This window comes from Bacillus sp. ABA4_010, from assembly GCF_056159105.1.
On record NZ_JBSWUN010000002.1, the window covers coordinates 1 to 26,263 of the forward strand.

Annotated in this window: 26 protein-coding genes and 2 tRNA genes; 2 read left to right on the forward strand and 26 right to left on the reverse strand. The window is 40.2% G+C overall.

Annotated elements, in window-relative coordinates; all coding sequences use genetic code 11:
• Positions 1-261: 261 nt before the first annotated feature.
• The 18 genes from lysS to spoIIE form a co-directional block, all read right to left on the reverse strand.
• Positions 262-1,746, reverse strand: coding sequence for a lysine--tRNA ligase (lysS, locus tag ACXAEO_RS00750; protein WP_474876885.1), 1,485 nt, complete (start codon positions 1,744-1,746; stop codon positions 262-264).
• A 233-nt stretch (positions 1,747-1,979) separates the two neighbouring features.
• Positions 1,980-2,981, reverse strand: a complete 1,002-nt coding sequence (gene dusB, locus ACXAEO_RS00755; protein ID WP_474876887.1) for a tRNA dihydrouridine synthase DusB — start codon at positions 2,979-2,981, stop codon at positions 1,980-1,982.
• Between the two features lie 17 nt (positions 2,982-2,998).
• A complete protein-coding gene (locus ACXAEO_RS00760) occupies positions 2,999-3,217 on the reverse strand; it encodes a helix-turn-helix domain-containing protein (RefSeq protein WP_474876889.1) in 219 nt (72 codons plus the stop codon).
• Positions 3,169-3,696: a 2-amino-4-hydroxy-6-hydroxymethyldihydropteridine diphosphokinase gene (gene folK, locus ACXAEO_RS00765; protein WP_474876892.1), complete on the reverse strand. Its 528-nt coding sequence runs from the start codon at positions 3,694-3,696 to the stop codon at positions 3,169-3,171. The genes ACXAEO_RS00760 and folK overlap by 49 nt, the downstream gene beginning before the upstream one ends.
• Complete coding sequence (gene folB, locus ACXAEO_RS00770; protein WP_474876997.1) at positions 3,697-4,056, reverse strand: dihydroneopterin aldolase; 360 nt, start codon at positions 4,054-4,056, stop codon at positions 3,697-3,699.
• On the reverse strand, positions 4,049-4,903 hold the full coding sequence (gene folP, locus ACXAEO_RS00775) for a dihydropteroate synthase (RefSeq protein WP_474876894.1): 855 nt from the start codon (positions 4,901-4,903) through the stop codon (positions 4,049-4,051). The genes folB and folP overlap by 8 nt, the downstream gene beginning before the upstream one ends.
• The gene (gene pabC / locus ACXAEO_RS00780; RefSeq protein WP_474876896.1) at positions 4,900-5,775 is read right to left on the reverse strand and encodes an aminodeoxychorismate lyase; all 876 of its coding nucleotides are present in this window, start codon (positions 5,773-5,775) and stop codon (positions 4,900-4,902) included. Before pabC ends, folP begins: the two co-directional genes overlap by 4 nt.
• Positions 5,776-5,778: 3 nt before the next feature.
• A complete protein-coding gene (gene pabA / locus ACXAEO_RS00785) occupies positions 5,779-6,354 on the reverse strand; it encodes an aminodeoxychorismate/anthranilate synthase component II (protein WP_474876899.1) in 576 nt (191 codons plus the stop codon).
• Positions 6,351-7,769 (reverse strand): anthranilate synthase component I family protein, encoded by a 1,419-nt coding sequence (locus ACXAEO_RS00790; RefSeq protein ID WP_474876901.1) that lies wholly within the window; start codon positions 7,767-7,769, stop codon positions 6,351-6,353. The genes pabA and ACXAEO_RS00790 overlap by 4 nt, the downstream gene beginning before the upstream one ends.
• A 184-nt stretch (positions 7,770-7,953) precedes the next feature.
• Positions 7,954-8,880 (reverse strand): cysteine synthase A, encoded by a 927-nt coding sequence (cysK, locus tag ACXAEO_RS00795; protein WP_474876905.1) that lies wholly within the window; start codon positions 8,878-8,880, stop codon positions 7,954-7,956.
• A gap of 134 nt (positions 8,881-9,014) precedes the next feature.
• Positions 9,015-9,893, reverse strand: a complete 879-nt coding sequence (gene hslO, locus ACXAEO_RS00800) for an Hsp33 family molecular chaperone HslO (RefSeq protein WP_474876908.1) — start codon at positions 9,891-9,893, stop codon at positions 9,015-9,017.
• Positions 9,894-9,946: 53 nt separating this feature from the next.
• Complete coding sequence (locus ACXAEO_RS00805) at positions 9,947-10,720, reverse strand: type III pantothenate kinase (RefSeq protein WP_474876911.1); 774 nt, start codon at positions 10,718-10,720, stop codon at positions 9,947-9,949.
• Positions 10,721-10,911: 191 nt separating this feature from the next.
• Entirely contained in the window at positions 10,912-12,840 is a 1,929-nt protein-coding gene (gene ftsH, locus ACXAEO_RS00810; protein ID WP_474876913.1) for an ATP-dependent zinc metalloprotease FtsH, read from the reverse strand.
• A 99-nt stretch (positions 12,841-12,939) separates the two neighbouring features.
• Positions 12,940-13,479: a hypoxanthine phosphoribosyltransferase gene (gene hpt, locus ACXAEO_RS00815; protein ID WP_474876915.1), complete on the reverse strand. Its 540-nt coding sequence runs from the start codon at positions 13,477-13,479 to the stop codon at positions 12,940-12,942.
• 29 nt (positions 13,480-13,508) lie between these two features.
• Complete coding sequence (gene tilS, locus ACXAEO_RS00820) at positions 13,509-14,891, reverse strand: tRNA lysidine(34) synthetase TilS (protein ID WP_474876918.1); 1,383 nt, start codon at positions 14,889-14,891, stop codon at positions 13,509-13,511.
• 86 nt (positions 14,892-14,977) lie between these two features.
• On the reverse strand, positions 14,978-15,964 hold the full coding sequence (locus ACXAEO_RS00825) for a serine/threonine protein kinase (protein ID WP_474876920.1): 987 nt from the start codon (positions 15,962-15,964) through the stop codon (positions 14,978-14,980).
• On the reverse strand, positions 15,933-16,670 hold the full coding sequence (locus ACXAEO_RS00830) for a vWA domain-containing protein (RefSeq protein ID WP_474876923.1): 738 nt from the start codon (positions 16,668-16,670) through the stop codon (positions 15,933-15,935). The genes ACXAEO_RS00825 and ACXAEO_RS00830 overlap by 32 nt, the downstream gene beginning before the upstream one ends.
• A gap of 88 nt (positions 16,671-16,758) precedes the next feature.
• On the reverse strand, positions 16,759-19,239 hold the full coding sequence (gene spoIIE / locus ACXAEO_RS00835; protein WP_474876925.1) for a stage II sporulation protein E: 2,481 nt from the start codon (positions 19,237-19,239) through the stop codon (positions 16,759-16,761).
• A gap of 294 nt (positions 19,240-19,533) precedes the next feature.
• On the opposite strand from spoIIE, the gene ACXAEO_RS00840 reads away from it, so the two are divergent.
• Positions 19,534-19,607 (forward strand) — tRNA-Met (locus ACXAEO_RS00840).
• 10 nt (positions 19,608-19,617) lie between these two features.
• Positions 19,618-19,689 (forward strand) — tRNA-Glu (locus ACXAEO_RS00845).
• A gap of 144 nt (positions 19,690-19,833) precedes the next feature.
• Here ACXAEO_RS00845 and ACXAEO_RS00850 read toward each other — a convergent pair.
• The 8 genes from ACXAEO_RS00850 to spoVT form a co-directional block, all read right to left on the reverse strand.
• Positions 19,834-20,358, reverse strand: a complete 525-nt coding sequence (locus tag ACXAEO_RS00850) for a S1 domain-containing RNA-binding protein (protein ID WP_474876927.1) — start codon at positions 20,356-20,358, stop codon at positions 19,834-19,836.
• 73 nt (positions 20,359-20,431) lie between these two features.
• Complete coding sequence (locus ACXAEO_RS00855) at positions 20,432-20,815, reverse strand: FtsB family cell division protein (RefSeq protein ID WP_474876929.1); 384 nt, start codon at positions 20,813-20,815, stop codon at positions 20,432-20,434.
• Between the two features lie 2 nt (positions 20,816-20,817).
• On the reverse strand, positions 20,818-21,441 hold the full coding sequence (gene yabQ / locus ACXAEO_RS00860) for a spore cortex biosynthesis protein YabQ (RefSeq protein WP_474876933.1): 624 nt from the start codon (positions 21,439-21,441) through the stop codon (positions 20,818-20,820).
• Positions 21,438-21,743, reverse strand: coding sequence for a sporulation protein YabP (yabP, locus tag ACXAEO_RS00865; RefSeq protein WP_474876935.1), 306 nt, complete (start codon positions 21,741-21,743; stop codon positions 21,438-21,440). Before yabP ends, yabQ begins: the two co-directional genes overlap by 4 nt.
• 133 nt (positions 21,744-21,876) lie before the next feature.
• Complete coding sequence (locus ACXAEO_RS00870; RefSeq protein ID WP_474876999.1) at positions 21,877-22,140, reverse strand: RNA-binding S4 domain-containing protein; 264 nt, start codon at positions 22,138-22,140, stop codon at positions 21,877-21,879.
• 23 nt (positions 22,141-22,163) lie between these two features.
• Positions 22,164-23,633, reverse strand: a complete 1,470-nt coding sequence (gene yabN / locus ACXAEO_RS00875; protein ID WP_474876937.1) for a bifunctional methyltransferase/pyrophosphohydrolase YabN — start codon at positions 23,631-23,633, stop codon at positions 22,164-22,166.
• A 15-nt stretch (positions 23,634-23,648) separates the two neighbouring features.
• On the reverse strand, positions 23,649-25,265 hold the full coding sequence (locus tag ACXAEO_RS00880; RefSeq protein ID WP_474876940.1) for a putative polysaccharide biosynthesis protein: 1,617 nt from the start codon (positions 25,263-25,265) through the stop codon (positions 23,649-23,651).
• A 365-nt stretch (positions 25,266-25,630) separates the two neighbouring features.
• Positions 25,631-26,167: a stage V sporulation protein T gene (spoVT, locus tag ACXAEO_RS00885; protein ID WP_474877002.1), complete on the reverse strand. Its 537-nt coding sequence runs from the start codon at positions 26,165-26,167 to the stop codon at positions 25,631-25,633.
• Positions 26,168-26,263: the final 96 nt, after the last annotated feature.

The window sequence follows — 26,263 nt, forward strand, 5'->3', positions numbered from 1 at the left end:
TCGTCGCCGCGAAGCAACTTTTATATCCTATCACATTTCTAAACTTAAGGTCAACTCTTTTTCAAAAAAACTTTCCTTTGCGTTAACCTGTTCGAAACGACAAATATAAATATATCAGAATAAAAAAAGTTAATCAACCCATTCCAAAAAAGTTTAAATATTAAAAATAAATATCCTCTCCATTGACTGTAAAACTGAACGTATATAAAAAAAGACAGCTTTGCAGAGAGCTGTCTTTTTTTATCCTAAAATAATTACATTTTAACGATGACGCATTTGCGGGAATAATAATACGTCGCGGATAGAAGGAGCATTCGTCAATAGCATAACTAAACGATCAATCCCAATCCCTAAACCACCAGTTGGAGGCATTCCATATTCCAACGCTTCAATGAAATCATTGTCCATTTCATGTGCCTCGTCATTCCCTTGTTCTTTCTCTTTTAACTGCGCTTCAAAACGTTCTCTTTGATCAATCGGGTCATTTAACTCTGTAAATGCATTAGCATGTTCACGACTCACAATGAATAACTCAAAACGGTCTGTGAAGCGCGGATCTTCATCGTTTTTCTTCGCTAATGGAGAGATTTCCACCGGATGACCGTAAATAAAGGTTGGTTGAATTAACTTCTCTTCTACCTTCTGTTCAAAGAATTCATTAAGAATATGACCAAACTGCATATGCTCAGATACTTCCACTCCGTGCTCTTTCGCCAAAGCACGCGCTTCTTCATCAGTCATTTGCTTCCAGAAATCTACGCCTGTATATTCCTTAACAGCATCAACCATGTGAAGTCTTGTCCACTGAGGAGTTAAATCAACTTCGTACTCTCCATACTGAACCTTTGTCGTACCTAATACTTCTTGAGCAATGTGCGCAATTAAGTTTTCTGTTAAACTCATGATATCTTGATAATCTGCATACGCTTCATAAAGCTCAATCATCGTAAATTCCGGGTTATGTCTTGTAGAGACACCTTCATTACGAAATACGCGTCCGATTTCATAAACTTTCTCAAGTCCTCCGACAATCAGACGTTTTAAGTGCAATTCAATCGCAATACGCATATATAAAGTCATATCCAACGTATTATGGTGTGTGATAAACGGTCTTGCAGATGCTCCTCCAGCAATCGCATGCATCATTGGAGTTTCTACTTCTAAGTAACCTTGGCTATCTAAATAACGACGCATGGATTGAATGATAAGACTTCTCATAATAAATGTACTTTTGCTTTCTGGATTTGTAATCAAATCTAGATAGCGCTGACGATAACGTTGTTCAACATCTTTTAAACCATGGAATTTATCAGGAAGCGGGCGTAACGCTTTCGTTAGTAAAGTGAATTCACTCACTTTAATAGAAAGTTCCCCTACCTTTGTTTTGAAAAGTGAACCTGTCACCCCTACGATATCACCAATATCAGCCGTATTAAAGATTTCATACGATTCTTCACCGATTGAATCTTGTCTTACATATAGCTGAATTTGACCCGTTAAATCTTGTACATGAGCAAAACCAGCTTTCCCTTTGCCGCGTTTTGTCATAATACGCCCTGCTAGTGACACTTCAACTTTTTGTTCTTCTAATTCTTCTTTTGAAAGAGCTTCATATGTAGCAAAAAGCTCTTTAGATGTGTGAGTACGCTCGAAACGTTTACCGAATGGATCCATCCCTTGCTCTCTAAGCTTTTGCATTTTCTCCCTACGGACAAGCAACTGGTCGTTTAATTCTTCATGACTCATATAATCATCTCCATGCCTTATTTTTTATCCCGCTCAAATAGACACCTCTCGCCCTCTCAGAATGAACAAGTACCTATTGTCTATTAGAACTTATATAGGTAAACTAACCTCTTAACAGAAAGAGCATTCCGATGAGGAAAGTTCCATTTTATACAAACAGAAAAAAAGCCAGTATTATACTGGCAGCAAGTAATATTCGTTATGGGTAATTATAGGTTAGCACATTCTAGATGTCAAATGACTTGGGCATCCATTTGCTGCTTTAACTCGACTTCTTCAACGTAATTTTTCAATAAGGTTGTCATCTCATCTCTCGTCGTACATTCATTAACTCCATTTCGAACTTGAGCATTCCCACGAATACCTTTTAAATACCAGGCAGCATGCTTTCTCATTTCACGCACCGCTACATTTTCACCCTTTAAGTCAATCAAACGATTAAGGTGCAATAAACAAACATCAATTTTTTCTCTTATAGACGGCTCATCCATCAATTCACCTGTCTCTAAATACTTAACCGTACGATAGATCATCCACGGGTCCCCTAATGCGGCGCGTCCAATCATTACACCGTCTACTCCGGTCTCTTTTAACATACGCTTAGCATCTTGAGGGGTTTGAACATCACCGTTCCCAATAACAGGAATTGACACCGCTTCTTTTACTTGTTTAATTATGTTCCAATCAGCATGACCTTCGTACATTTGCACACGAGTCCTACCATGAACCGCTACAGCCTGCCCACCTGCACGTTCTACAGCCCGCGCATTCTCAATAGCGTAGATATGGTCTTCATCCCAACCAGTACGCATCTTAACCGTAACTGGTTTTTCAACGGCATCAACTACCGCAGCCACCATTTCATAAATTTTATTAGGGTCTAACAGCCATTTTGCCCCTGCATCACATTTCGTAATTTTCGGTACTGGGCAACCCATGTTGATATCAATAATATCTGCTGTCGTATTTTTATCGACAAACTTAGCCGCTTCTACAAGCGTGTCTTTTTCCCCACCGAAAATTTGCAAACTTAACGGCTTTTCACGTTCATCAATGTACAGCATGCCCATAGTTTTAGCGTTATTGTACAAAATCGCTTTATCACTGACCATTTCAGCACAAACGAGCCCTGCTCCGAATTCCTTTACCGTTAAGCGAAAGGCTGCATTACAAACCCCCGCCATCGGAGCAAGCACAACTTGGTTCTTCATTGTAATATCTCCAATTTTAAGCAAATTCTTTGAACCTCCTTTTAGTTTTTCTTCACTTCTTGCGATGTTAATTCTTGAATACTAATATTTAATGCCTCAGCAATATGTTCAACAAATTCTTCAGAGGGAAATCGAGTTCCACGTTCAATCTCCCCTAACATAGAAACAGACACTCTTAAATCCTTCGCAAACTCCTCTTGGGTATAACCCTTTAGTTTGCGAAAAGCGCGTATACGTCTTCCCCACTTCTCCGCTTCCATACCCTGACTCCCTCTTTGTCTTGTAATAATTCCATTATCATTGATATTGACTCATCTTGATTAGGAATATAGACGTCTCGGTCTATTTCAAATAACGGAATCATCACAAAAGCTCGTTCAGTCATTCGAGGGTGAGGGATTTCAAGTTGTTCTGCTTCCATATTTTCTTGGTTAAATAATAAAATGTCAAGGTCTAAAGTACGTGGCCCCCAATGGATATCCCTTTTTCTCCCACATTTTCTTTCGATGTGCTGCAACAGGTCCAACAGCGCAAAAGGAAGCAATGAGGTTTGAATTTTAATGACCATATTTAAAAAAGCACTTTGTTCTGTATATCCTACAGGGTCTGTTTCATAAATGGAGGAGACATCAATGATTTCTACCGAATCATGTTGGTGTAACTCTCCAACAGCCTCCTTCAAATAACCAAAGCGATCTCCTACATTTGAACCTAGTGCAATAAAAGCTATATTTTCCATTTAACGACTCCTTGTAATTTCCACAGAAACATATTCATAGTACCCAGGAATTGGAGGGTCTGGTTTGTATAATTTAATCGTACAAGATTGTACAAGCGAAAAGTTCTCCAAAATCTTGGAAGCCATTGCTTCAGCTACCGCTTCCACAAGATTAAACGGCTTTCCTTCTACCACCTCACGGCAAGTATTATATATCTCCGCATAATTCACTGTGTAATTTAAATCATCCGTCATTCCCGCCTTACGCAAATCCACATCCACTGTGACATCTGCATTAAACCTTTGTCCAAGTTTGTTCTCTTCAGCATAGACACCGTGATACCCATAAAACCTCATACCGTTCACATGAATTTTATCGATGAGAATCCTCCCCTTTCCCAACGAGCACGTCCATCATTTTAGCTGTTCGCGCAATGAGCTTCACATCATGGACTCTTGTCATATGAATCCCTTTTGTAATTCCTAGACAGACCGTAGCAGCGGTTCCCTCTCCACGCTCATGCGGAGGTAAATCTAACACTCGTCCAATCATGGATTTTCGGGATGTACCTAAAAGGAGAGGATACCCTAGCGTCGTAAAACGTTCTAAATTTTGAAGTACCTCTACGTTTTCTTCAAACCCTTTGGCAAATCCAATCCCCGGGTCAAGGATAATGTTTTCGTCTTTGACACCCGCTGCCTTTACAATTTTAATGCTCTCATACAAATCAGAAAGCATATCACCAATCAAGTTTTGATAATGATTGTTCTCACGATTATGCATAAGGATAATTGGAACATTATAAAAAGCAGCCACTTCTGCCATCTTAGGATCCGCCTTCGCTCCCCATACGTCATTAATAATATGAGCTCCAGCTTCCACAGCTTGTTTCGCCACTTCTGCTTTATACGTATCAATGGAAACTGGGATTTCAATCTGTTTCGTTAACTGTGAAATGATCGGAACCACACGATCCAACTCTTCTTCTAGCGATACCTTCACGGCACCAGGTCTTGTTGATTCCCCTCCCACGTCAATCATATCGGCTCCATCAACAATCATTTGCCTTGCATGTTCAACGGCCAAGTCTACACGATTGTATTGACCTCCATCTGAAAAAGAATCCGGCGTGACATTCAATATACCCATCACCAAAGTTTTAGCGGAATAATCGAGTTCATACTTTCCGCAACGGATGACAGAAGGTGTTACGAACGTTCTCGTCATAAGTGCATATTCCTTTCTTTTAAATCACATTTACTCCATAAAGACTCACAAGTTTGGTTGTAAATCTGCTGAATTTGATTTGTTAAGGTATGAGGACCATGATGATATTTACGATTTTCAATTTGTATAATCGGAGTGATTTCCTGAACCGAATTTGTCACGAACACTTCATCACTTAAAAGCAGTTCCTCTTTTGTAAATAACCCTTCCTCTACCTTTATTTCTAATTTGTCCAAAAGAGCCAAAACAAATTGCCGAGTGATCCCATTTAGAATTCCTGTTTCAAGAGAAGGAGTGTAAACCGTTCGCCCTTTTACAAAGAACACATTCGACACGATCCCCTCTGCTATATGACCCTCCTTCGTAAGAAAGATTCCTTCTTTATGCAGGTCATTCCCTACCTCTTTTTTAGCGAGAATATTATTCATATAGTGATGAGATTTAAGCCGACGAGACCCTTCTGGTGAATTTCTCCGCGTCTCTAGAAAGACCCCTTCCTTTTCAATCGTTCCAGTAGAGGGAAGGGGTTTCATATACATTAAAATAGTAGGATTCGTGTATGATGTAGTCGGAAGACCTAACTCAGCAGGTCCAGCTGAAATATTGAAACGAACATAGGCATCTCGCAGTCCATTCGCCTCCAACAGCTTCTCTACTAGTTGAACAATCTCTTCCCTTTTGCATTCATGCCGGATATCTAATTCTTTCAACCCTTCATTTAAACGAGCTAAATGGTCATCCAGTAAAAACGGATGACCATTATATGTGCGAAACGTTTCAAATAAACCTAACCCATACATATAGCCGTGATCAAAAGGGGAAATCATCGCTTCCTTATCGTTGACGATTTTCCCGTTTAAATATATATACATAATTCATCCCTTCTTGTAAGTAGAGATAAAGTTTTGGAGCATTTCTTTTCCAAATGAAGTCATAATCGATTCTGGATGGAATTGAACTCCTTCAATTGGCAACGTTTTATGACGGAGCGCCATAATCTCCCCGTCCTCTGTCCATGCTGAGATTTCAAGACAATCAGGGAAGGTCTCTTTTTCCACAATTAGCGAGTGATAACGTGTCGCTGTCAGCGGATTGTCTAACCCTTGAAAGATGGTTTTCCCATCATGATGGACTTGAGACGTCTTTCCATGCATAAGACGCTCTGCACGAATCACCTTTCCACCAAACGCTTGGCCAATTGACTGGTGTCCTAAACATACACCGAAAATAGGCATTTCACCTGCAAAATGCGTAATTGCTTCTAAACTAATCCCTGCCTCATTCGGACTGCAAGGACCGGGAGAAATCATAAGAAACTCAGGATTTAATTCTTCAATTTCTTTCAAGGTAATTTGGTCATTCCTCTTTACCACTAATTCCTCTCCGAGTTCTCCTAAATACTGTACTAAATTAAATGTAAACGAATCATAATTATCAATCATTAAAATCATCTCTTCTCACCCTCACTCAGCTCTTTTTCACTCTTCTCTTTCGCTTTCCATAAAGCAGTAGCCTTCTTTAACGATTCTTTATATTCCTGAAGAGGATTAGAATCAATTACAATGCCAGCCCCCGCTTGTACATAGGCAGTTCCTTGTTTGGCTACCAATGTTCGAATGACAATGTTTAACTCCATCTCCTCATTGAACCCAATCCATCCGATAGACCCTGTATACAAGCCCCTTCTGACCGGTTCCAACTCTTCGATGATTTCCATTGTCCTAATTTTCGGAGCACCTGTAATGGTACCACCCGGAAATACAGCATCAATTACATCCACATAATCCTTGGATTCTTGCAATGTGCCTTGTACATTCGAAACGATGTGCATAACATGGGAATATTTCTCAATAACCATAAATTCATCTACATGCACCGTGCCATATTCACACACTCTTCCTAAATCGTTTCTCTCTAAATCCACAAGCATCACATGTTCGGCACGTTCTTTTTCATTATGAATCAGTTCATCCGCCAACTGACGGTCCTCTGCATCTGTTCTTCCCCGTGAACGCGTCCCCGCAATCGGTCTTGTACTAACTTCACTGCCCCTCTTTTTTATCAATAGCTCTGGTGAACTGCTGACAATTTCAAACGCTGGGGTCTTCATATAAGCCATATAAGGAGATGGGTTAATTTCACGTAGTTTTTCATAAATATGAGCAGGTGGCGTCCCTAAAGGCTGAGATTGCCGAACAGACAAATTGACTTGGAAAACGTCTCCTTGTCCAATATAAGTTTGTACTCTCTCGACGGCTTCCATAAATGTTTGTTCTGACATCGAAAACGCCAAAGAAGGATCGTAAGGTACAAATACCTCTTCTTTCTTGCCTGCTGTATGTGAACACCACTCATTTTTATATGCTTGAATACGCCCCATCGCCATTTCTTCGTTGCTGAGGTCATCATTGACAATAATCCATAACACCTCTTGATGATGGTCATACACGAACACATCATCAAATACTAGAAAATAAAGGTGGGGCATATTCAAATCATCTTTTGCCACTGACGGAAGGCGCTCAATATGGCGGATATAATCATAGCTGATAAAACCGATAGCCCCGCCTTGAAAATCTGGTAAATCTGGATTAATAGGGGCTTTATGCTGATTCATCCACGTCCTCATAAGGTGGAGAGGATTTCCTTCAAGCTGATAGGTTTCGAACTCATTCGTTACCATCAAACGGTTATAATGCCCCTCTAAAATCGCAACAGGTTTCAAGCCCATCATACTGTATTGTCCGCCTCGTCCGCTTTCTAATAAGATATGATGCGGTTCCTTCTTAGACAAGCGTTGGTAGCCGGAAAACCACTCATTTTTAGGAATGTTTATTTTTTCTCCCCATGATCTGCGCTGCTGCATGTATTCACTCTCCTAAAAGTCAATCACCTAGTTTCCATTTTACATGATTCCAGCGATAAGGTCATATATCGTTTACTGAAAATGTGTAAAATCCAAGCAAAGATCTTTAGGAATACAAGGAAGCGTCAAGGAAGTCCCTTTACAAGACCACCCTTGACGCTTCCTCTTCTATATGTGCTTGCTTCTATTCTTCAAATTGATATAACGGAGTACTTAAATAACGCTCACCATTACTTGGAACAACAGCTAACACTTTTTTCCCTTTACCTAATTCCTTCGCTACTCTTAAGGCCGCAGAAATCGCTGCCCCAGATGAAATACCACCAAGAATCCCTTCTTCTCTCGCAGCTTTCCGTGCAAATTCAAATGCTTCTTCATTCTTAATCTGAATGACACCTTCATACACGTCTGTATTTAAGATGGCTGGAACAAACCCAGCTCCAATGCCTTGAATTTTGTGCGGCCCTGGTTTCCCACCGCTCAATACTGGAGAATCTGTTGGCTCTACCGCATAGATTTTAATGCCAGGGTAGGCTTGACGCAGTACTTCACCTGCACCTGTAATAGTTCCGCCAGTTCCCACACCTGCGATAAAAGCATCTAATTGTTCGCCCATTTGCGCCACAATTTCTTTTCCTGTCGTGCGTCGGTGAACTTCTGGATTTGCTTCATTTTTAAATTGCTGCGGCATAAAATAGCCGTGTTCTTTCGCCAATTCTTCTGCCTTGCGGATGGCACCTCCCATCCCTTCACTTCCTGGAGTCAACACCAGCTCAGCCCCATACGCACGCAACAAATTACGGCGTTCCATACTCATCGTATCCGGCATAACTAAAATGGCCTTATAACCTTTGGCCGCGGCCACCATCGCTAAACCGATTCCCGTGTTGCCACTTGTTGGTTCTACAAGTGTGTCGCCCGCCTTCAATAATCCTTTTTCCTCTGCTGTCTCAATCATGGCCAAAGCAATACGATCTTTGACACTGCTTCCTGGATTCATGAATTCCAGCTTTAAATACACATCTGCCATGCTTTCATCTACAAGTTGATTCAACTTGACAACAGGTGTTTGACCGATTAACTCTGCTACTGAGTTTGCTACACGTACCATACAATCACTCCTAATCCCGAGTAAGTTTATTGGATTTAACAACAATTTAACAGTTATTTTCTAAATTGTCAATCTTTTATATCACAAAAAAAATAATAAGACCGCAATGACTGCGCTCTTATTATTTTCCCACTTCATTTTGCTATTTCCTGCATTTGTTGTAATTCTTCTTTGGAAAACATATATTTTTCATTACAGAAATGGCATTGAGCTTCAGCTTTGCCGTCTTCTTCAATTATCGTTTGAATTTCTCCTTTTCCTAAGCTGATAATGGCGTTTTCAATTCGCTCTTTTGAACATTGGCATCGAAACTCCACTGGCATTTTCTCGAGGAATTTCACATTTTCTTCCCCAAGAATCTCCGTTAAAATGACTTCAGGAGAAAGTCCTTGCTCAATTAATCGAGAAATAGGCGGGATTTTACTTAAACGTTCTTCAATGAATGTGATTTTATCTTCTTCGATGCCAGGCATCAATTGAAGAATAAATCCGCCAGCTGCCAAAATTGAATTGTCCGGATTAACTAAAACACCGACACCTACGGAAGAAGGAGTTTGTTCAGAAGTCACAAAATAATACGTGAAATCCTCTCCAAGTTCACCTGAAACAATTGGCACTTGTCCGGTAAAATTCTCTCTTAAGCCTAAGTCCTTTACAACAGAAAGTGTTCCTGTAGTTCCAACCGCTCTTCTTACATCCAACTTTCCTTGCTCGTTTAAATCAAAATGCGTCTGAGGATTCGTTACGTATCCTCGCACTTGCCCTTTCGCATTGCTGTCGACAAGGATTAGCCCGATAGGTCCTCCTCCTTCGACTTTGATAGTCAACTTGCTATCACCTTTTAGCATAGCTCCCATCATCACACCTGCTGTCATTGTTCTTCCTAATGCCGCAGACGCCGTCGGCCACGTATAGTGGCGTACTTGTGCTTCTTTTACCGTTTCCGTTGTGTCTGCTGCATACGCGCGCACCTGTCCGTCAAACGCTAATGCTTTTACAAGATAATCACTCATTACATACACACCTTTCCTATAAATTCAAAAATTAAAAAGCGGCCGACCTTCCGCTATACCTGTTCTACATTTTTTGTATAAATGAGTTGTAAGCCTTTTAGTGTTAAAAATGGATCAACTACATCAATAATGTCCGATTCTTTTGCCACTAATGTTGCCAATCCCCCTGTGGCAATGACTTTCGGTTCACTTTTAGATTGAGCTTTCATTCGCGAAACAATTCCTTCAACTTGTCCTACATACCCATATACAATTCCTGCCTGCATTGCGGTAACCGTATTTTTCCCAACAATATCATTTGGTCTAGCGATCTCAATCCGAGGCAATTTTGCTGCACGTGAATATAAAGCTTCTGTGGAGATGGTAATGCCAGGTGCAATAGCACCTCCCATATATTGCTTATGCTCATCAATATAGCAATACGTTGTGGCGGTACCAAAATCAACAATAATTAAAGGACTTCCGTACAAATGAATACCCGCAACTGCATTAACAATTCGATCGGCTCCAACCTCACGAGGGTTTTCATATTTAATATTCAAACCTGTTTTAATTCCAGGTCCTATAATTAAAGGTTTTAGATGAAAATATTTTTGGCACATCCGTTCTAATGAGAACATGATTGGCGGTACAACCGAGGAGATAATAATACCACTTATATCATGAAAAGATAAACCAACATGCTCAAATAAAGCTTTGACTACCATTCCATACTCGTCTTCTGTTTTATTACGGCTTGTCTCAATGCGCCAGTGATATTTTAATTCTTCTTGTTCATATACACCTAACACCGTATTGGTATTACCTACATCTAATACAAAAATCAACCTCATCACCACTTTATCTATATTCAGTATTTACACTGCCACCATCATACCATAACTGCTTGAAATTCGTCCTTATGTTACAAGATTTCACCTACTGACAATACCATCTTGTTCAACGCGATAAAAAAATCGCCTCTTCTGACCTAAAAAGGAGAGAAGAGGCGATTGAAAAGTTTAAATGAAAAGAGACATTAACTCTTTAATTCATCATTGTCAGCGTCAGTTTCATCTTTTTTCGATTGAATGTTTACTTTGACATCTTCTGATGAATCTGTCGCTACAGGATCTACAGGTCTTTCAGGAAGTTTCCCCTGTTCCACTAGATGTTTAATTTGCTCAGCATCTAACGTTTCTACTTTAAGAAGCGTTTGAGCAACTAACTCTAGCTTATCGCGATTTTCAGTCAGAATTTGTCTTGCGCGTTCATAACAATCTTTAATGAAACGTTGCATTTCCATGTCAATTTCATGGGCAATGGCATCACTGTAATTTTGCTCATTGTGAAGATCACGCCCTAAGAAAACTTGACCTTGTGACTGACCAAATTGCATTGGTCCTAGCTTGTCACTCATTCCATACTCTGTAATCATGCGACGGGCAATGCTTGTCGCACGTTGGAAATCGTTATGAGCTCCTGTACTTACTTCACCAAACACAATTTCTTCTGCCACACGGCCACCAAGTAACCCGGTAATTTTATCAAGAAGTTCTGGTTTGGTCATGAAATAACGATCTTCTTTCGGAAGCATAACCGCATATCCACCAGCTTGACCACGCGGAACAATCGTCACTTTATGAACCATATCAGCTTCATCCAATACGGTACCGATAATGGTATGGCCCGCCTCATGGTACGCCACAATATTTCGCTCTTTCTGCGAAATAACCCGGCTTTTCTTTGCAGGTCCGGCTATTACTCGATCCGTCGCTTCATCGATATCTGTCATATCAATTTTCTTTTTATCTTGTCTCGCAGCTACTAATGCAGCTTCGTTTAACAAGTTTTCTAAGTCCGCTCCAGAGAATCCTGGTGTACGCATTGCAATAGCTTTTAAATCAACTGAATTATCTAAAGGCTTATTACGAGCATGTACTTTCAACACAGCTTCACGTCCGTTCACGTCTGGACGATCAACTGTAATTTGACGGTCAAAACGACCTGGACGTAATAACGCTGGATCAAGAATGTCCGGACGGTTTGTAGCGGCTACGATGATAATGCCTTCATTCGCGCCAAACCCATCCATTTCAACGAGCAATTGGTTCAGCGTTTGTTCACGCTCATCGTGACCGCCTCCTAAGCCTGCGCCACGTTGACGACCAACCGCATCAATCTCGTCAATAAAGATGATACAAGGTGCATTTTTCTTTGCGTTTTCAAATAAATCACGCACACGGGAAGCACCGACCCCAACAAACATTTCTACAAAGTCAGAACCGCTGATAGAGAAGAATGGAACACCCGCTTCACCAGCTACGGCTCTCGCCAGTAATGTTTTACCTGTTCCTGGAGGTCCTACAAGTAAAACCCCTTTCGGAATTCTAGCGCCTAATTCAGCAAATTTGCGAGGGTCTTTTAAGAATTCAACTACCTCGACTAATTCTTGCTTCTCTTCATCTGCACCCGCTACATCTTTAAATTTAACTTTCTTTTTCTCTTCTGTATAAAGCTTGGCTTTGCTTTTTCCGAAGTTCATCACTCGGCTTCCTCCGCCTTGCGCTTGATTCAACAAGAAGAAAAATAAAATAAAAATGATGACAAACGGAATGATGGATGTAAAGAATGTCACCCAGCCGCTTGTTTCTTCAGCAGGCATGATGTTAATTTCGGAGTTTTGAGCGGCCGCATCAATACGGTCTAACGCCTGATCTCCATTAGTAATGTACGTTAAAAAATACTTATCCTCATCATAAGATGTGAGCTGGCCACGTACTTCAAAGACTCCTCGCTCCGGCTTCATGGAGAGGGACTCTACATCACCTTTTTCAAGATGACTGATGAATGTATCGTAACTCATCGGCTCAGTTTGTTGGTTTGAACCACTGAAGAAGCTAACTACACCAATGATTACTAGGAAAATAAGTAAATAAAATATGGTATTACGGAAGATGCGATTCATCCCTTACCTCCTCCCATAGTAAAAAACTACCTTAAATAGTATCATAGACATTTTATCCTATACAACAAATATGGTTTCGACGATTAAATGGAATTCGTTTTAGTTGCTATATACTTCCGGCTTTAATACACCAATGTAAGGTAAATTGCGGTATTTTTCTTGATAATCTAAACCATACCCTACTACAAACTCATCTGGCACGTTGAAGCCAACATAATCAGCTTCGATATTTGCTTTTCGTCCTGCCGGCTTATCGAGAAGCGTCACAATCTTAATGGATTTAGCTTTTCGATGTTTGAATAATTCGACTAAGTAGCTTAACGTTAATCCACTGTCAATGATATCTTCCATAATCAGTAAATTACGGCCTTCTACAGAAGTATTCAAATCCTTAATGATTTTGACTTCCCCTGACGAGACAGTTGAATGGCCATAACTTGATACATCCATAAAATCCATCTCTAAATATGTATCAATGCGCTTTACTAAATCTGACATAAAAGGCATTGCGCCTTTTAAGACACCGATAACTAAAGGAAACTTATCATTGTAGTCCTCTGTTAACAGTTTACCCAAATCTTTTACTTTTTCTTGGATTTCTTCTTCAGTAATCAAAATTTCTTGAATATCTTGATTCATTTGCTTACTTGCCTCCTAGAAGTTCTTTACTACTTATAGTACAACACAACATACTTTCCACCATGCATAGATTCCGATTCATAAGCTGATTTTTTCAATCCAGGCAACCATAAAAGGCGACCAGAACTATCTTCAACGATAGGCCATGTGTCCCGCCTTGATAAAGGAATTTTTTCATCAATAAAAATATCCTTTACCTTTTTCGTTCCCTTCATCCCCTTAACTGCCATTTTGTCACCGCTTTTTCTCGTGCGGACAATTAAAGGCAAGGACAGCTTATCGACATCTAATACCAACCTATTGTTTCCTCCTACTTCTAACGAAAGTTGGTTATGTATTTCACATACGATCTGACGACCTTCCGGCAAGATTGTGCAACCCGGTACTTCTAGCTCTTGTACATATGGCAGCGACTCCTGCTGTCGGAACGTAAACAAACAATCATTATATGAACGAACAACCTTTAAATTCTCTGGGAAGTGCAGGACACCCGATGGGTGCTCACTCTCAAGGAAGGTCAAAAGATTGTCAACATGAACCGAGGAAAGAGATGGAGGAATTTCCTTATAAAGATAGTTTAATATTAGTTGAATCCCTCTCCTTTGTAAAGGTTTACGCACTTGAAGAAATGCATCTCTCAAGAGGAGAATTTGTCCACTTTCCTTTTTCATTACTACTTTATTCATTGCCTCAATAGCTAATTCCTCTAAGTATTGCACATCTTCTAATAATTTTTCGCTGTAAGATTGGAATTGCTTATGAGTTTGTGGATTTTCTTCCTTTAAAAAGGGAAGGATGCGCTGTCGAAATCGATTTCTCGTATACACTGTTTTTTCGTTGCTTTTATCGATTCTCGGATTTAAAGCGTGTTGTTGGCAATAAGTAAGAATCTGATTTTTATCAACCGATAGAAACGGTCGAATGACCACTCCTTCACCAAAAGGTCTTTTCGCTGGAATGCCTGCGTAGCCAGCCATCGTACTGCCTCTTACTAATCTCATTAAGACGGTCTCAATTTGATCATCCCCATGATGAGCAAGTGCAAGAGACGATGCGCGAAATTTTTTCATCATGTTTCCAAAGAAACGATAACGACATTCTCTCGCAGCTACCTGTGCTCCTATTCCTTTTGTTTGCTGATAAAAAGAGACATCTTCTTGAGCGGCTTCAAACGTAATTCCTCGCTGCTGGCAAAAATCCCTGACATACATCATATCTTCCTCTGATTCTTTCCCTCTAAACATATGATCAAAATGGAGAGCAATGACAGAGAGATTTTGTTCATCCTTTATGCTCCATAAAAAATGCAGCAAAGCTAACGAATCCGGTCCTCCAGACACTCCGACCAACACGGTTTCTCCCGGCACAAGGAGCTCATGCTTTTTCATAAATTCTTCAACTTGTTGTTTCATAACGTAAGATCAGTCCTTAACAAGTTTAGATGTACCAATAGTATATACGAAAAGGCAGGCAAAAGGTTTCATATTTTCTTAAGTTTTTACCAAGTTTGGATAAGTACATACATAGCATACGCTACCATAAGAGATAAAAACAACAATACCGTTTCTAATAAATGGTATTTCGTGTTCTTTCTTTTAGCTGTTCGGCTCTGGGTACTTTTTTTACGCTTTGACATGCTGGCTTTAGGTTCAGGGACATCATGTTCTTGCAGCTTGTCACCGCTCAGCCCCTTTAATAGGTCTACCCTCATTTGTTCAGCATGTTGATATTTACCGGTGAGGGCTTTTAGAAGACAATGACGATGAGGACGCAATAGAGCACTTTGCTCGATTAATTGCTTCAATTGAGGGATGGTATCTTGTTGCTTCGTAAATCGATTCGGATAAGCAGCATTTATCATAATCATAGCCACCGCAAACAAGTCGTAAGAAGGTTCTGCTTTTCGGGACCCAAGTCCCCAATGTCCACGATCAAAAAAATCCGTAAATTCTTTAATAGCCCTTCCTGCTAGCGTTGTCCCTCCGACATCTAACCATCTGACTTTAACAGGTGACGTCGTCACAATCAAGTTCTCTGGCTTTAAATCCCCAAATACCCATCCAGCTTCATGAAGATGTTGAAGATCCCTTAATAATTGCAATGTTAAAATTCCTGCCCATTCCGCACCTCTCTTTTTAATAAACTCCAAAAAAGGCTCTCCTTTTAAATACTCCATTGCGTAAAAAGAAAAGGTTTGGTTATGCAATGAACTCTGCCAATCGTCTACGTCTAATAAAGAAGGTCCAAGGACTTTTCCGTGGACCTTTGAAAAATGTTTAAGTACATTCACTTCTGAAGTAACAGACATATTGTTAAAGCTAATTTTCAGCGCCACCAACCCGTTTGACGAATCCGCTAAATAGACGACCCCTGTTGCTCCAGCTCCTAATTTTTTGACGAGGCGATAGGAATATTGATGCCACTTCCCTACTACTAACGTACCTGGAGCGAGATTACATACCTGTTTCTTCAATCGATCGTTCATCACGGCTCAACAAACTCCTTAACGAGCGTTTTTGCTTAAAGTAATGAAGAGCTTCACGTATAGCAGGGCCTGTTGGTGTGATACCCCCAGCCGTCAGCTTCGGAAAAATGGTCGACATCGATTCCAGTTTCGGTGTCCAATCTAACAGTTTTTCGACGTCTTTCTTTTTCCCAGGAAATAAGAAAATCGAAAACAAATTGTCCCCCATCCGCGCATTAAGGCTTAACGACAAATCAAGCAGCGCCTCTTTCACCGTCGGAAGCTTATTTTTCATACTGGCGCTCATATCTACTAAGATTAAGACTTCCAAGTCAGCAGTTTCACTTAATTCATCGACAACTTCTAGTACTTCGCCTCGTTTTTCAGGGGGTAAGTCTTCCATTTGAACACGCGATCCTAATATTTGTTGCAGTTCTTTGTTGACGACTCCTTGTAAAGTTTGCGTCATTGCTTGGCGAGTAACCATTTGGACCGTTTGGGAAAGCTCTTGTGCATAAACAACTTGACTAACCCCTCCCCCAGACATCGCAATTCCCTCAATTTCTTTCATGCTTTGTTCATCAATCATATTTTCTTCCATAACGCCAATAACGTTTACTGTAATTCCGTGTTCTTGCGCTAACGCAGCCATCGCAATCGGATCTTCTCCTGTGTTAGAGCCTCCATCCGTAATCACTAGCATTTGCTTAATTGTCCCTTTTTTCATTTTCGTCCCCTCCTAGCCCGGCATTATTACCATCTTTGACGCTCATTTGCGAAAATATACCTTTTTAGAAGGGGAACGTCGCCTTTCTCTACAAAGCCTTCTTCTTATAGCTTCGCGCAGGAATGGACGACCATTTCGGGATATTGTGTTCAATCTTAGCTACGACGACCGTCATATCATCTTCAATCATACCTGAACGAGTTCGAATCACCTCTTCCATGATCAAATCTGCTACTTCTTGAGGGTCACCGGTTTCCAGTTCCGATATTTTTCTTTTCATCCACATATCATAGTTTTCCACATGCTTTGGTCCCTCAAATACTCCATCTGTCATCATAATCAATAAGTCGCCCGCTTTTAGCTGTTCACTAACGACATCGACTTCAAATTCTTCGATAATTCCCATAGGCAAATTATTGGCTTGAATTTTAATGACTTGACTTCCTCTTTTTACAAAACTTGGCGTCGAACCAATTTTTAAAAACTTAGAATTCGCATGCTGTAAATCAATAATTGCCAAATCTAACGTCGAAAAAATTTCATCGTTCGTCCGAAGTGATAAGATGGAGTTGACAGATTTAATGGCCACCGTCTCTTCGATTCCAGTTTGTAAAATCTGCTTTAGTAACTGGAGAGTTTCATGGCTCTCATAATGAGCTCGTTCACCATTGCCCATTCCGTCACTAATCGCTAATGCATATTTTCCCGAATTCAGTTCAAGCGTAGCATAGCTGTCACCTGAAACAAAACCGCCACCTTTAGCAGCATGCGCTACGCCAGTTTCAATGACATAGGCTTTCGTTGATCCAAATGAAACGTGACAATATCCTTGAGGATAAGACGCACATTCCTCATGCCGTACCATAATCGTTTCACCAAGAATATCAGAAAGCATCGGAGCAATTAATTTTTCACACTCTCCTCTACCATTGCAAAATGGTGTCCACATATCAATATCAACATTCCCTTGTTCTAAGCTATAGATTTCAATTTGATTAATTTCCATCCCAAAGTTCTTTAACACCTCTAAAATTTGTTCTTCCTGCACATGTAAATTTTCACGTTCACGTTTAATTTCCTGCGCGAAGTTCTGCATCACTTGAGATACGCCAGACAATTGCTCTGCGACAATTCGGCGACTCTCCCTAATTTGCTGCTTCAGCTTTTGATTAGCTTGAAAGAAGGTATATTCTTGTTCAATGGTCTCCATCACTTTCTTCGCTTTAACACAGTGCTTATCCATCTCACGCAATAGCTTTGTATTGTACTGTAATGTATCTTGTTCAATATCATGCATAATTTCAGTCATGTATTCATATGTTTTATCAAATTGATACGTCCAGCATTGCTCTTTTTTAAAGCAGAGTTGGCAAGTTTTTTCGGTCACATTGCTTAGAAAGAAATCAACATCTCTCGTTTCATTTTTCGTTTCTTCATACAGACCATTTTGAGAAAAGCTTTTCGCTAATGCATCAAATACGTCTGAAAACTGCTCGACTCTGTTAGCTGTAACGTCTCGAATTTTCCGTAAATATTGTTGCTGTTCTGTTGTGCTTTCATTTGTTCCCGGTATGATTTTTCCAACCTTTCGTACCCAACCCCCAGGAGTAAGCAAAAATAAGACAATCGCCGTCAACGATTCGTATAAATTCGTTGATAAAATGCTATTATTTTGAGCATATAGCCCAATCAGGGATGTTCCGATGAGAAGACCGATAGAAGTACCTAATCGTTTTCCATCTTTCAGTAACCCCCCTAATAAACCAGAGAAAGCTAGCAGGCTCATTTCATATAAGCTTGCAACATTAGCCAGACTTAAAATGAGCCCCGTAACAACCCCGACCGTCGATCCTACCGTTGCTCCAGCTACAAAAGCAAATAACAAAACGAGATAACGTGATAACACATGTTCAACAGCCAAACCATAAATCTCCCATCCAATCGTTCCTGTCAAAACAGATGCAAGGAGAATGATTAAACAAATCACTTCTTCTGTCTTTAAAGACTGCCGACTCTTTTTCGCCGCTAATAAAGGGACGCTTTGCAGAAAGATCATGGTAAGAATAAAACCAAGCCCCGCTTCTACCACAGCAAATAATAAATCATAGTTTGTCAGTTGCTTCGTCCACAAATAAAAAATACTAAGTTTCGTACAGAGCATGGCGAAAAAAATAGTGAACGGTAGTTTTTTGTAAACATCTGTATCAATCACCATATTGCTTAGGCGATTAAAAAGTAAAAACACCACAATGGACGCCAGTGCAAATCCACCATTTTGAAGAGACACAGAAAAGGCACCTGCTAGTACCGCCAATACGACAACAGCTGTTTTTTCCCTTTTCATCAAATAGACGGTTGCGATAAAAGGAAGCGCAAAAGGCATGATTTTAGCCAAAATTAAGGCTCGTCCTAACAAAAAACCAACCGCAAGCAATATTAATCCCCATTCAAACATCACTTTCTCTGCTTTGATATTCATTTGATTCCAAAACTTCGAAAACTCTACCTTCGTTCTATTGAATACTACTTCCGCTACAGGTTCTGCATAGTTTCTTTCTGTCTTTTGCATATCCTCACCACCCAAATAAAGATACTTATTTGTAATTATATAGAAAAAGTTTTTCATTTTTTGTCAAAAGGCGAACGATAATTTAAGAAACGTTCGACTATTTTCTATCTTGCACACAAAAACCATACAAAATATGCGTTTATCAGTGTATAATAACCGTGGAATAAAAAAATGTGTCGTAAAACAGGCGTGTTATTCTGCCTGTTTATCCAATATGATATTTTTTAAAAATCATGTTGACTTCTTTTGAGAAAAGATATATTATATTAATTGTCTCTTAGAGAGTGTTATTATGGCGGTGTAGCTCAGCTGGCTAGAGCGTACGGTTCATACCCGTGAGGTCGGGGGTTCGATCCCCTCCGCCGCTACTTATATTAAGGCCCGTTGGTCAAGCGGTTAAGACACCGCCCTTTCACGGCGGTAACACGGGTTCGAATCCCGTACGGGTCATACTAAAAAACAGCATTGCGAAAAGCATGCTGTTTTTTGTTGACCTTTTTTATAGTAAAAGGTTCAGACTAAAAAACACCTTCCGCTAAGCGAAAGGTGTTTTTTATCCGACTCGTTATTATTTATATTCAAATAAGCAACAAGTTAGCCTCGTTTTGCTCCGCGTCCACCACGTTTAGACTCCGTGTGACGCTTCAGGGAAGATAAGCGATCTTCGCTGTCTTTTAAGAAGCGTGCCATTTTTTGTTCGAAATTTTCCTTCATTCCACCACGATCACGGTCGTGATTGCGGTTACGGTCGTTTCGATTGCGGTTTGGATTCGGACGGTACCCTTCACGCCCTTGATATGACGGACGACCTTCACGATTCTGATATCCTTCGCGGTTCTGATATCCTTCGCGGTTCTGATATCCTTCGCGACTTTGTTGAGGTTGTTCTTTTGCTTTCTTAATGGAAAGCCCAATCTTCCCATCCTTTTCTACATTAATGACTTTCACTTCGACTTGATCGCCTACTTTTAAATGGTCATTAATGTCTTTCACATAATTATCCGCAACTTCACTAATGTGAACTAAACCTGTTGATCCTTCCGGCAATTCCACAAACGCTCCGAAATTAGTAATGCCTGTTACCTTTCCCTGTAACTTGCTGCCTACTTCAATTGACATAAAAAAAATGCTCCTCCTTAAGAAATATAAAAAAACAATTTATTATAATTATACCTAAAGAAAATTTACACTGTCAATTAGATGAAGACCCGTCTCGCACATTGAAAATAATTTCCCCTTCTTCTGACAAGAAATAATCTCTTCGGGCAATTTTCTTAATATACTCTTCATCATTCAATTTGACGACTTCTTCCCGCAGGTCCTTTTCTTTCCGCTCCAGCTGTGCAAGCTGTTCCGTCAGCTCCACTTTTTCTTTCTCCTTGCTGGAGATAGCCGATGCTTGCGAAATCAGAGTAGAGATCATAATGATTGAAACGGTCAACACTAAAAGTCCAAATGCCGTCAATCGTCTAATGAGTCCGATACGCTTCCGTTTCGAATTTTCTTGCATGTTCTGCTGCATCGAAACATATTCTGTATTTAACTGCGTTACATTCTTTTTCGGTACGGCACTCACCGCTACTCATCCTCCTTCTTTTTAAAATAGTCCATCCACGACTTTATTCTTTGTTTCGTATTCTTTATTTTTTTATAAAATCCTTCTGTTCGCTTAAAAGAAACTTCCAAAAAGCGTTTCACATTTTTTGGCAGCATTCGCCATATAAGTTGCGTAATCCATCGAATGGGGACCCATATGATGCGCCAAGATATTCGCAGAAGAGCCAGTAACCACTTCCAACAGGTCAGTAGCAGCACCACTAGAACGTGAAACAGAAAGAGGATTGGCTTCACTATAAACATCTGAATTAGCCTTACAATAAAACGATACGTCCGAATGACTAGACTGACCGTTTTCTTCAACAAACGCATATAAAGATATTTCAACAAGCTTTGATATGCAGCAAAACCACATAAAATAGCCAAAAAAATATATAATCGCAGTTCACCCTTGTTGACATAAAATAGAACATAAAATACTAATAAGGCCTGGACAATCCAAAAAAGGAAATCATTGAGAAAGACAATCCACCTGTTACGCTTAGGGCGATTTAAAAAGAATTGGTACGTATCCAGGGCAGCACCTAAATAACTGCCCATTCCTACCATTGAGATAATTGTATAAAACTGAGTGGTTAAGGTCATCGGAATAACTTGCTAAAAAGCCCTTTAGCTTTCTCCGACTGATTTTCATCTAAATAAAGGATATCAAATACTTTTCCTTTTATGGATACAATACCTTTATCGACATCTAAGTTCTTCATTTGAAGATTTTGTCCTCGAATTGATAAAAAACCCATCACCGTTTCCAACAAAAATTCTTCGTTATCAAAGCTTTCGACTTGCTTCACTCCAGTAATATCAAGGAGCCTTCTTCCCTTCATGATAACATCATGATTCGGAGTATGATCTTTATTGGTTTGATTTCCATCATAATATTGGTTCATTTCCATCCCCCATCTCCGCAAATGGGAAATCAAGCCTCCACCATCCATTGGGGTGGCCGTTCCCGCATTCTTTTGTTTAAACATATGAGGGGGAAAAAAATTTTAGAACAAGCCTTATCGTCTTGATACGGTCTTATTCACTTTCTACCTTTTCTTCTTTTAACACCGTATATAGATTACTTGCTTCTTCTTTTTTAGCTGTTTGTTGCAGCCCTTCTACCCGTACGGTTACTAACTTTGTACCAAATCGAACCGTTAACTCGTCACCTTCTTTGACATTTGTACTAGCTTTCGCTACCGTCCCGTTAATGCTAATGCGCCCTTGATCAGCTACTTCTTTCGCCAATGTTCGTCTTTTAATTAAACGGGATACTTTCAAAAATTTATCTAATCTCATCATTGTCTAACACTCTCCCTTTATCATCGTTCACTTTTTTTCGCTTCATCCCAAAATTGATCTAGCTCTTCCAGGGTAAAGGACGAAAAGGGTCGGCCCGATTCTTTTACCCGTTTTTCAATATATTGAAAACGTCTTGAAAATTTAAGATTCGTTCCTGCTAAAGCAATTTCAGGATCAATTTTATAAAACCTCGCTACATTTACCAACGCAAATAAAATATCACCAAATTCTTTACTTGCTGCCTCTAAATTAAGCGGTTCACTTTGAATTTCAGCCTGAAATTCGTTTATTTCCTCTTCAACCTTTTGCCATACCGGCTCTATATCATCCCAATCAAACCCTGCTTTGGCAGCTGCTTTTTGATATTGATATGCCTTCATTAAGCTCGTCGCTTGTTTCGTTACACTTTCCATTAACGAGACTTCCAGCTGACCTTTTTCCTCCTGTTTAATCGCGTTCCAATTTGCTACAACTTGTTCTGCATCGTCTGCTTCTATGTCACCAAACACATGAGGATGACGGCGAACCATTTTTTCCGAAAGAATACGAATAACGTCCGAAACCGTAAACATTCCCTCGTCTTCTCCAATTTGGGCATGCAACATTACTTGCAAGAGAACATCCCCAAGCTCCTCGATAATGTGGTCATCATCTTGTTCATCGATCGCTTCAATTAATTCATACGCTTCTTCCAGTAAATAGGGCCTTAACGATTCATGCGTTTGCTTTCGGTCCCACGGACATCCATCTGGTCCTCTTAATGTTGCGATAATAGAACGAAGCGTTTCAAATTGGTGATAAAGCGTTTCTGTTTGTTGGACTGGCGGTACATAAACAGTCGTTAAATTATTAATAGACATCTGATGATCCAGCTCATACAATCTTACTTTTGTCACTTCTTCTTCACGACTTCCTGCAGCTGTCACAATATATACCTCGTATTCATCCGGCAGTTCTTCCATCAAGGTCAACTTTACTTCTGAAGCTATGAACTGATCGTATACTTGGGCAATTAGAACATGATTGGTTAGCTGCAAGTCCTCTCGTTTGAATGCTGTGCCATCCAGCAACTGAAACCCTTCAATTGGGTCAATCTTTAAAGATGCAAAAATAGGGTCTAAAAAGCTTTGTCCCCCTTTGATCTCCACATGAATACCTCTTTCTTCTCCTTGGTCGAGCAATAACTGTACTGTACGCTCTGCAACAAGGGGATGACCCGGAACAGCATATACAACCGATCCTTTCTCCTCTGCAGCTGTCAATAGCTCTTCGGCAATTTCCCCGTATACTTGCTCGAACGTCTCCCATTTTTCATATACATCATCAAATGAGCGGAAAGAGATCCCCTCTTCCACCAAATTTTGAACAAGAGGGTGCTCTTTTGTTCTTAAAAATAGATGTTCAGCCTTTTTCAGCTCGTTCCACATCCCGATTGTCAGCTGCTCGAAATCACCAGCACCCAAGCCGATGATGTTAATCTCTTTTTTCATCTTGTCATCCTCCGTTTACCGCTTTATCCATTTAGACAGTTTATCCCCATATGGAATGTTTAACACTTCTTGGCGGGTAAATAAACCATTGCGCAAGATTAACCATATATAAATCACTCCACCAATTGCTACTGCACTCAACGCTTCCCACACTGTCCCTACACTTCGGTCAGAGCTAGCAGAATTAAACAAATGCAAAACTTTTACATAGAAAAACAAGACCACAACCATTACCACCCCTGCTTTAAACGTAACAGAAAGGGTCTTTTTTTCAATAATGGCACACCTTAATTTTTTATATAAATAAAGACTATTTCCTCCTGCAACGACGGCAAAACTAAGAACAGAAGCAACAGCGGCGCCTGTTGTTCCCAAAAAAGGAATCAGCCATATATTTAATCCCCATTTTACCACCATGCCCATTACAACCGTCCAGGCCGAAATCGCCGCATACCCCATTCCTTGTAAAATCGCAGCGGTTGTTGCGCTCATTGTCGTAAAGAAAATAGTTACACAAAATACCTTCAACATATTTGTTCCGTCTGGGTTTCCATAAAGCATGGTGTTAACAGATGGCATCACACCGAGTAAACCTAGTACCGCACCCGCTCCTATCACAAAGGATAAGCGGATAGAAAGTTCCGTCTTTCCTTTTAATAACTCGTCATCCTTCTGCGACATCGCTTTCGAAATGATCGGCACAAGGGAAAGAGAAAACGCTGTTCCGACGACCGTTCCAAGCTGAATGAGCGGCAAGCCACGGTCATAAATTCCTTTGAGGACTTTAGCCACTTCTTGATCCATAATGCGGGCAAGCTCGTTATATAAAGTAAATGAATCAATAAATTGAATTAATAAAAGGCCCATTCCGCTAATGCACGCTAATGAACCTTGAACGAGAAGACTAGAAACAATTCGCTTCGTATCTCCTTGCTCTTTGCCCTTTGCCCACTCTTGTTCCCGCCTTTTTCGATGTTTCACATAAAACAGAACTAAAACAGCCAAGGCGACAAAGCCCCCTGTGATGGAACTAAACACGGCTCCCGCTCCCGCTGCGTACAGTCCATACCCATTCGCTAATAACAAATAAGAAAAAGCTAAAATCGTTCCCACGCGAACAAATTGCTCCATCACTTGTGACACCGCCGTAGGCACCATATCATTTAAACCTTGATGATACCCCCTCAACACGGCAATAAATGGGGTGAGCAAAAAGGAAAAGGCTACAATTCGAATTAAGTCAGCCAGTTGACGATCACCCATTAAACCAGCAATTTTCTCCGCCCCCATATATTGCAAGAGGAATAACAGCACATTCACTAGAAATAATGTCCAAAATGACACTTTCATAATGCTGTGAACGGCCCCCATTCTTCCATGCCCCACCTCTTGTGCAATCAATTTAGAGATAATGACTGGAAATCCATATGTACTAAATAGTACCGCTAATCCATAGAAAGGATAGATTTGTTGATAAATATAAAATCCGATATCCCCGGCAATATAATGATACGGGATGCGATAGCCCGCACTCAATACTTTCGAAATTAAAGCGGCTAACGTTAAAATAACAGCCCCGTTCCAAACATGCCGAAGAGGGATTTCTGTTGAATGTTTTCTTATGTTTTTCAATACCCCTACTCGACCTTCCTCATCGTTATATCCGCTACGTCACCAACTGGTATCCTTCGCATTCAGACGGCTTAAATGAGCCTATCAAGAGCGGAAACACTGGACATATTGTCACCTTGTCTCCTCCACCAATCGATATAGAAAAGAACACCAGTAATTATATCATGAGTTTTATTGGAAAAGGTTCAGTTCCATCACAATCTAAAATGAGACAGGCACCTATCAGCATTTCTGCTTTTCAGGCACCTGTCTCATTATCATATCATGTGTTAGATTATTTAGTCCGTTACCTACATGCTAAAACAAAACGTTATCAAAAGGGATAGGGAAAATAAATACTGGGAGCTTGTCCAACCAATAGTCCTTTATTGCTCCATTTGACGGGATAAAAACCCTGCCGCTGTTTCTACTGCCTTATGTTCAATTTCACTAAGTGCTTTATCTTTGGAAAAAATAACAACTGCACCAATCGGATCGCCGCTAGCTATAATTGGACCGATTGTGTAAGAGGTGACCTCTTCACCATGTCCTTCTACCAATTCCAGCTCTTTTTGATCCGAGACTAAAACAGAATTTCTGCTTTCCATTACTTCTTCTACTAATTCACTAATATTTTTATTTAAATACTCTTTCTTGGACCCTCCTGATACTGCGATGAACACATCCCGATCGCAAATGAGAACGGGGTGGCCGAGACTATCATAGAGCGCCTCACCATATTCCTTTGCAAAATCACTTAACTCACTGATTGGAGAATATTTTTTCAAAATGACTTCTCCATCTCGATCAACAAATATCTCTAATGGATCTCCCTCGCGAATACGTAATGTTCTTCTAATTTCTTTCGGTATGACTACCCGACCTAAATCATCAATACGACGAACAATACCAGTTGCTTTCATCATGGAAGCCTCACTTTCATATGATGATTGAAAAATAATTGGTGATGATGTTCATTCTACCCTTTGATTGAAGATATCACCATTGTTGAAATTAGT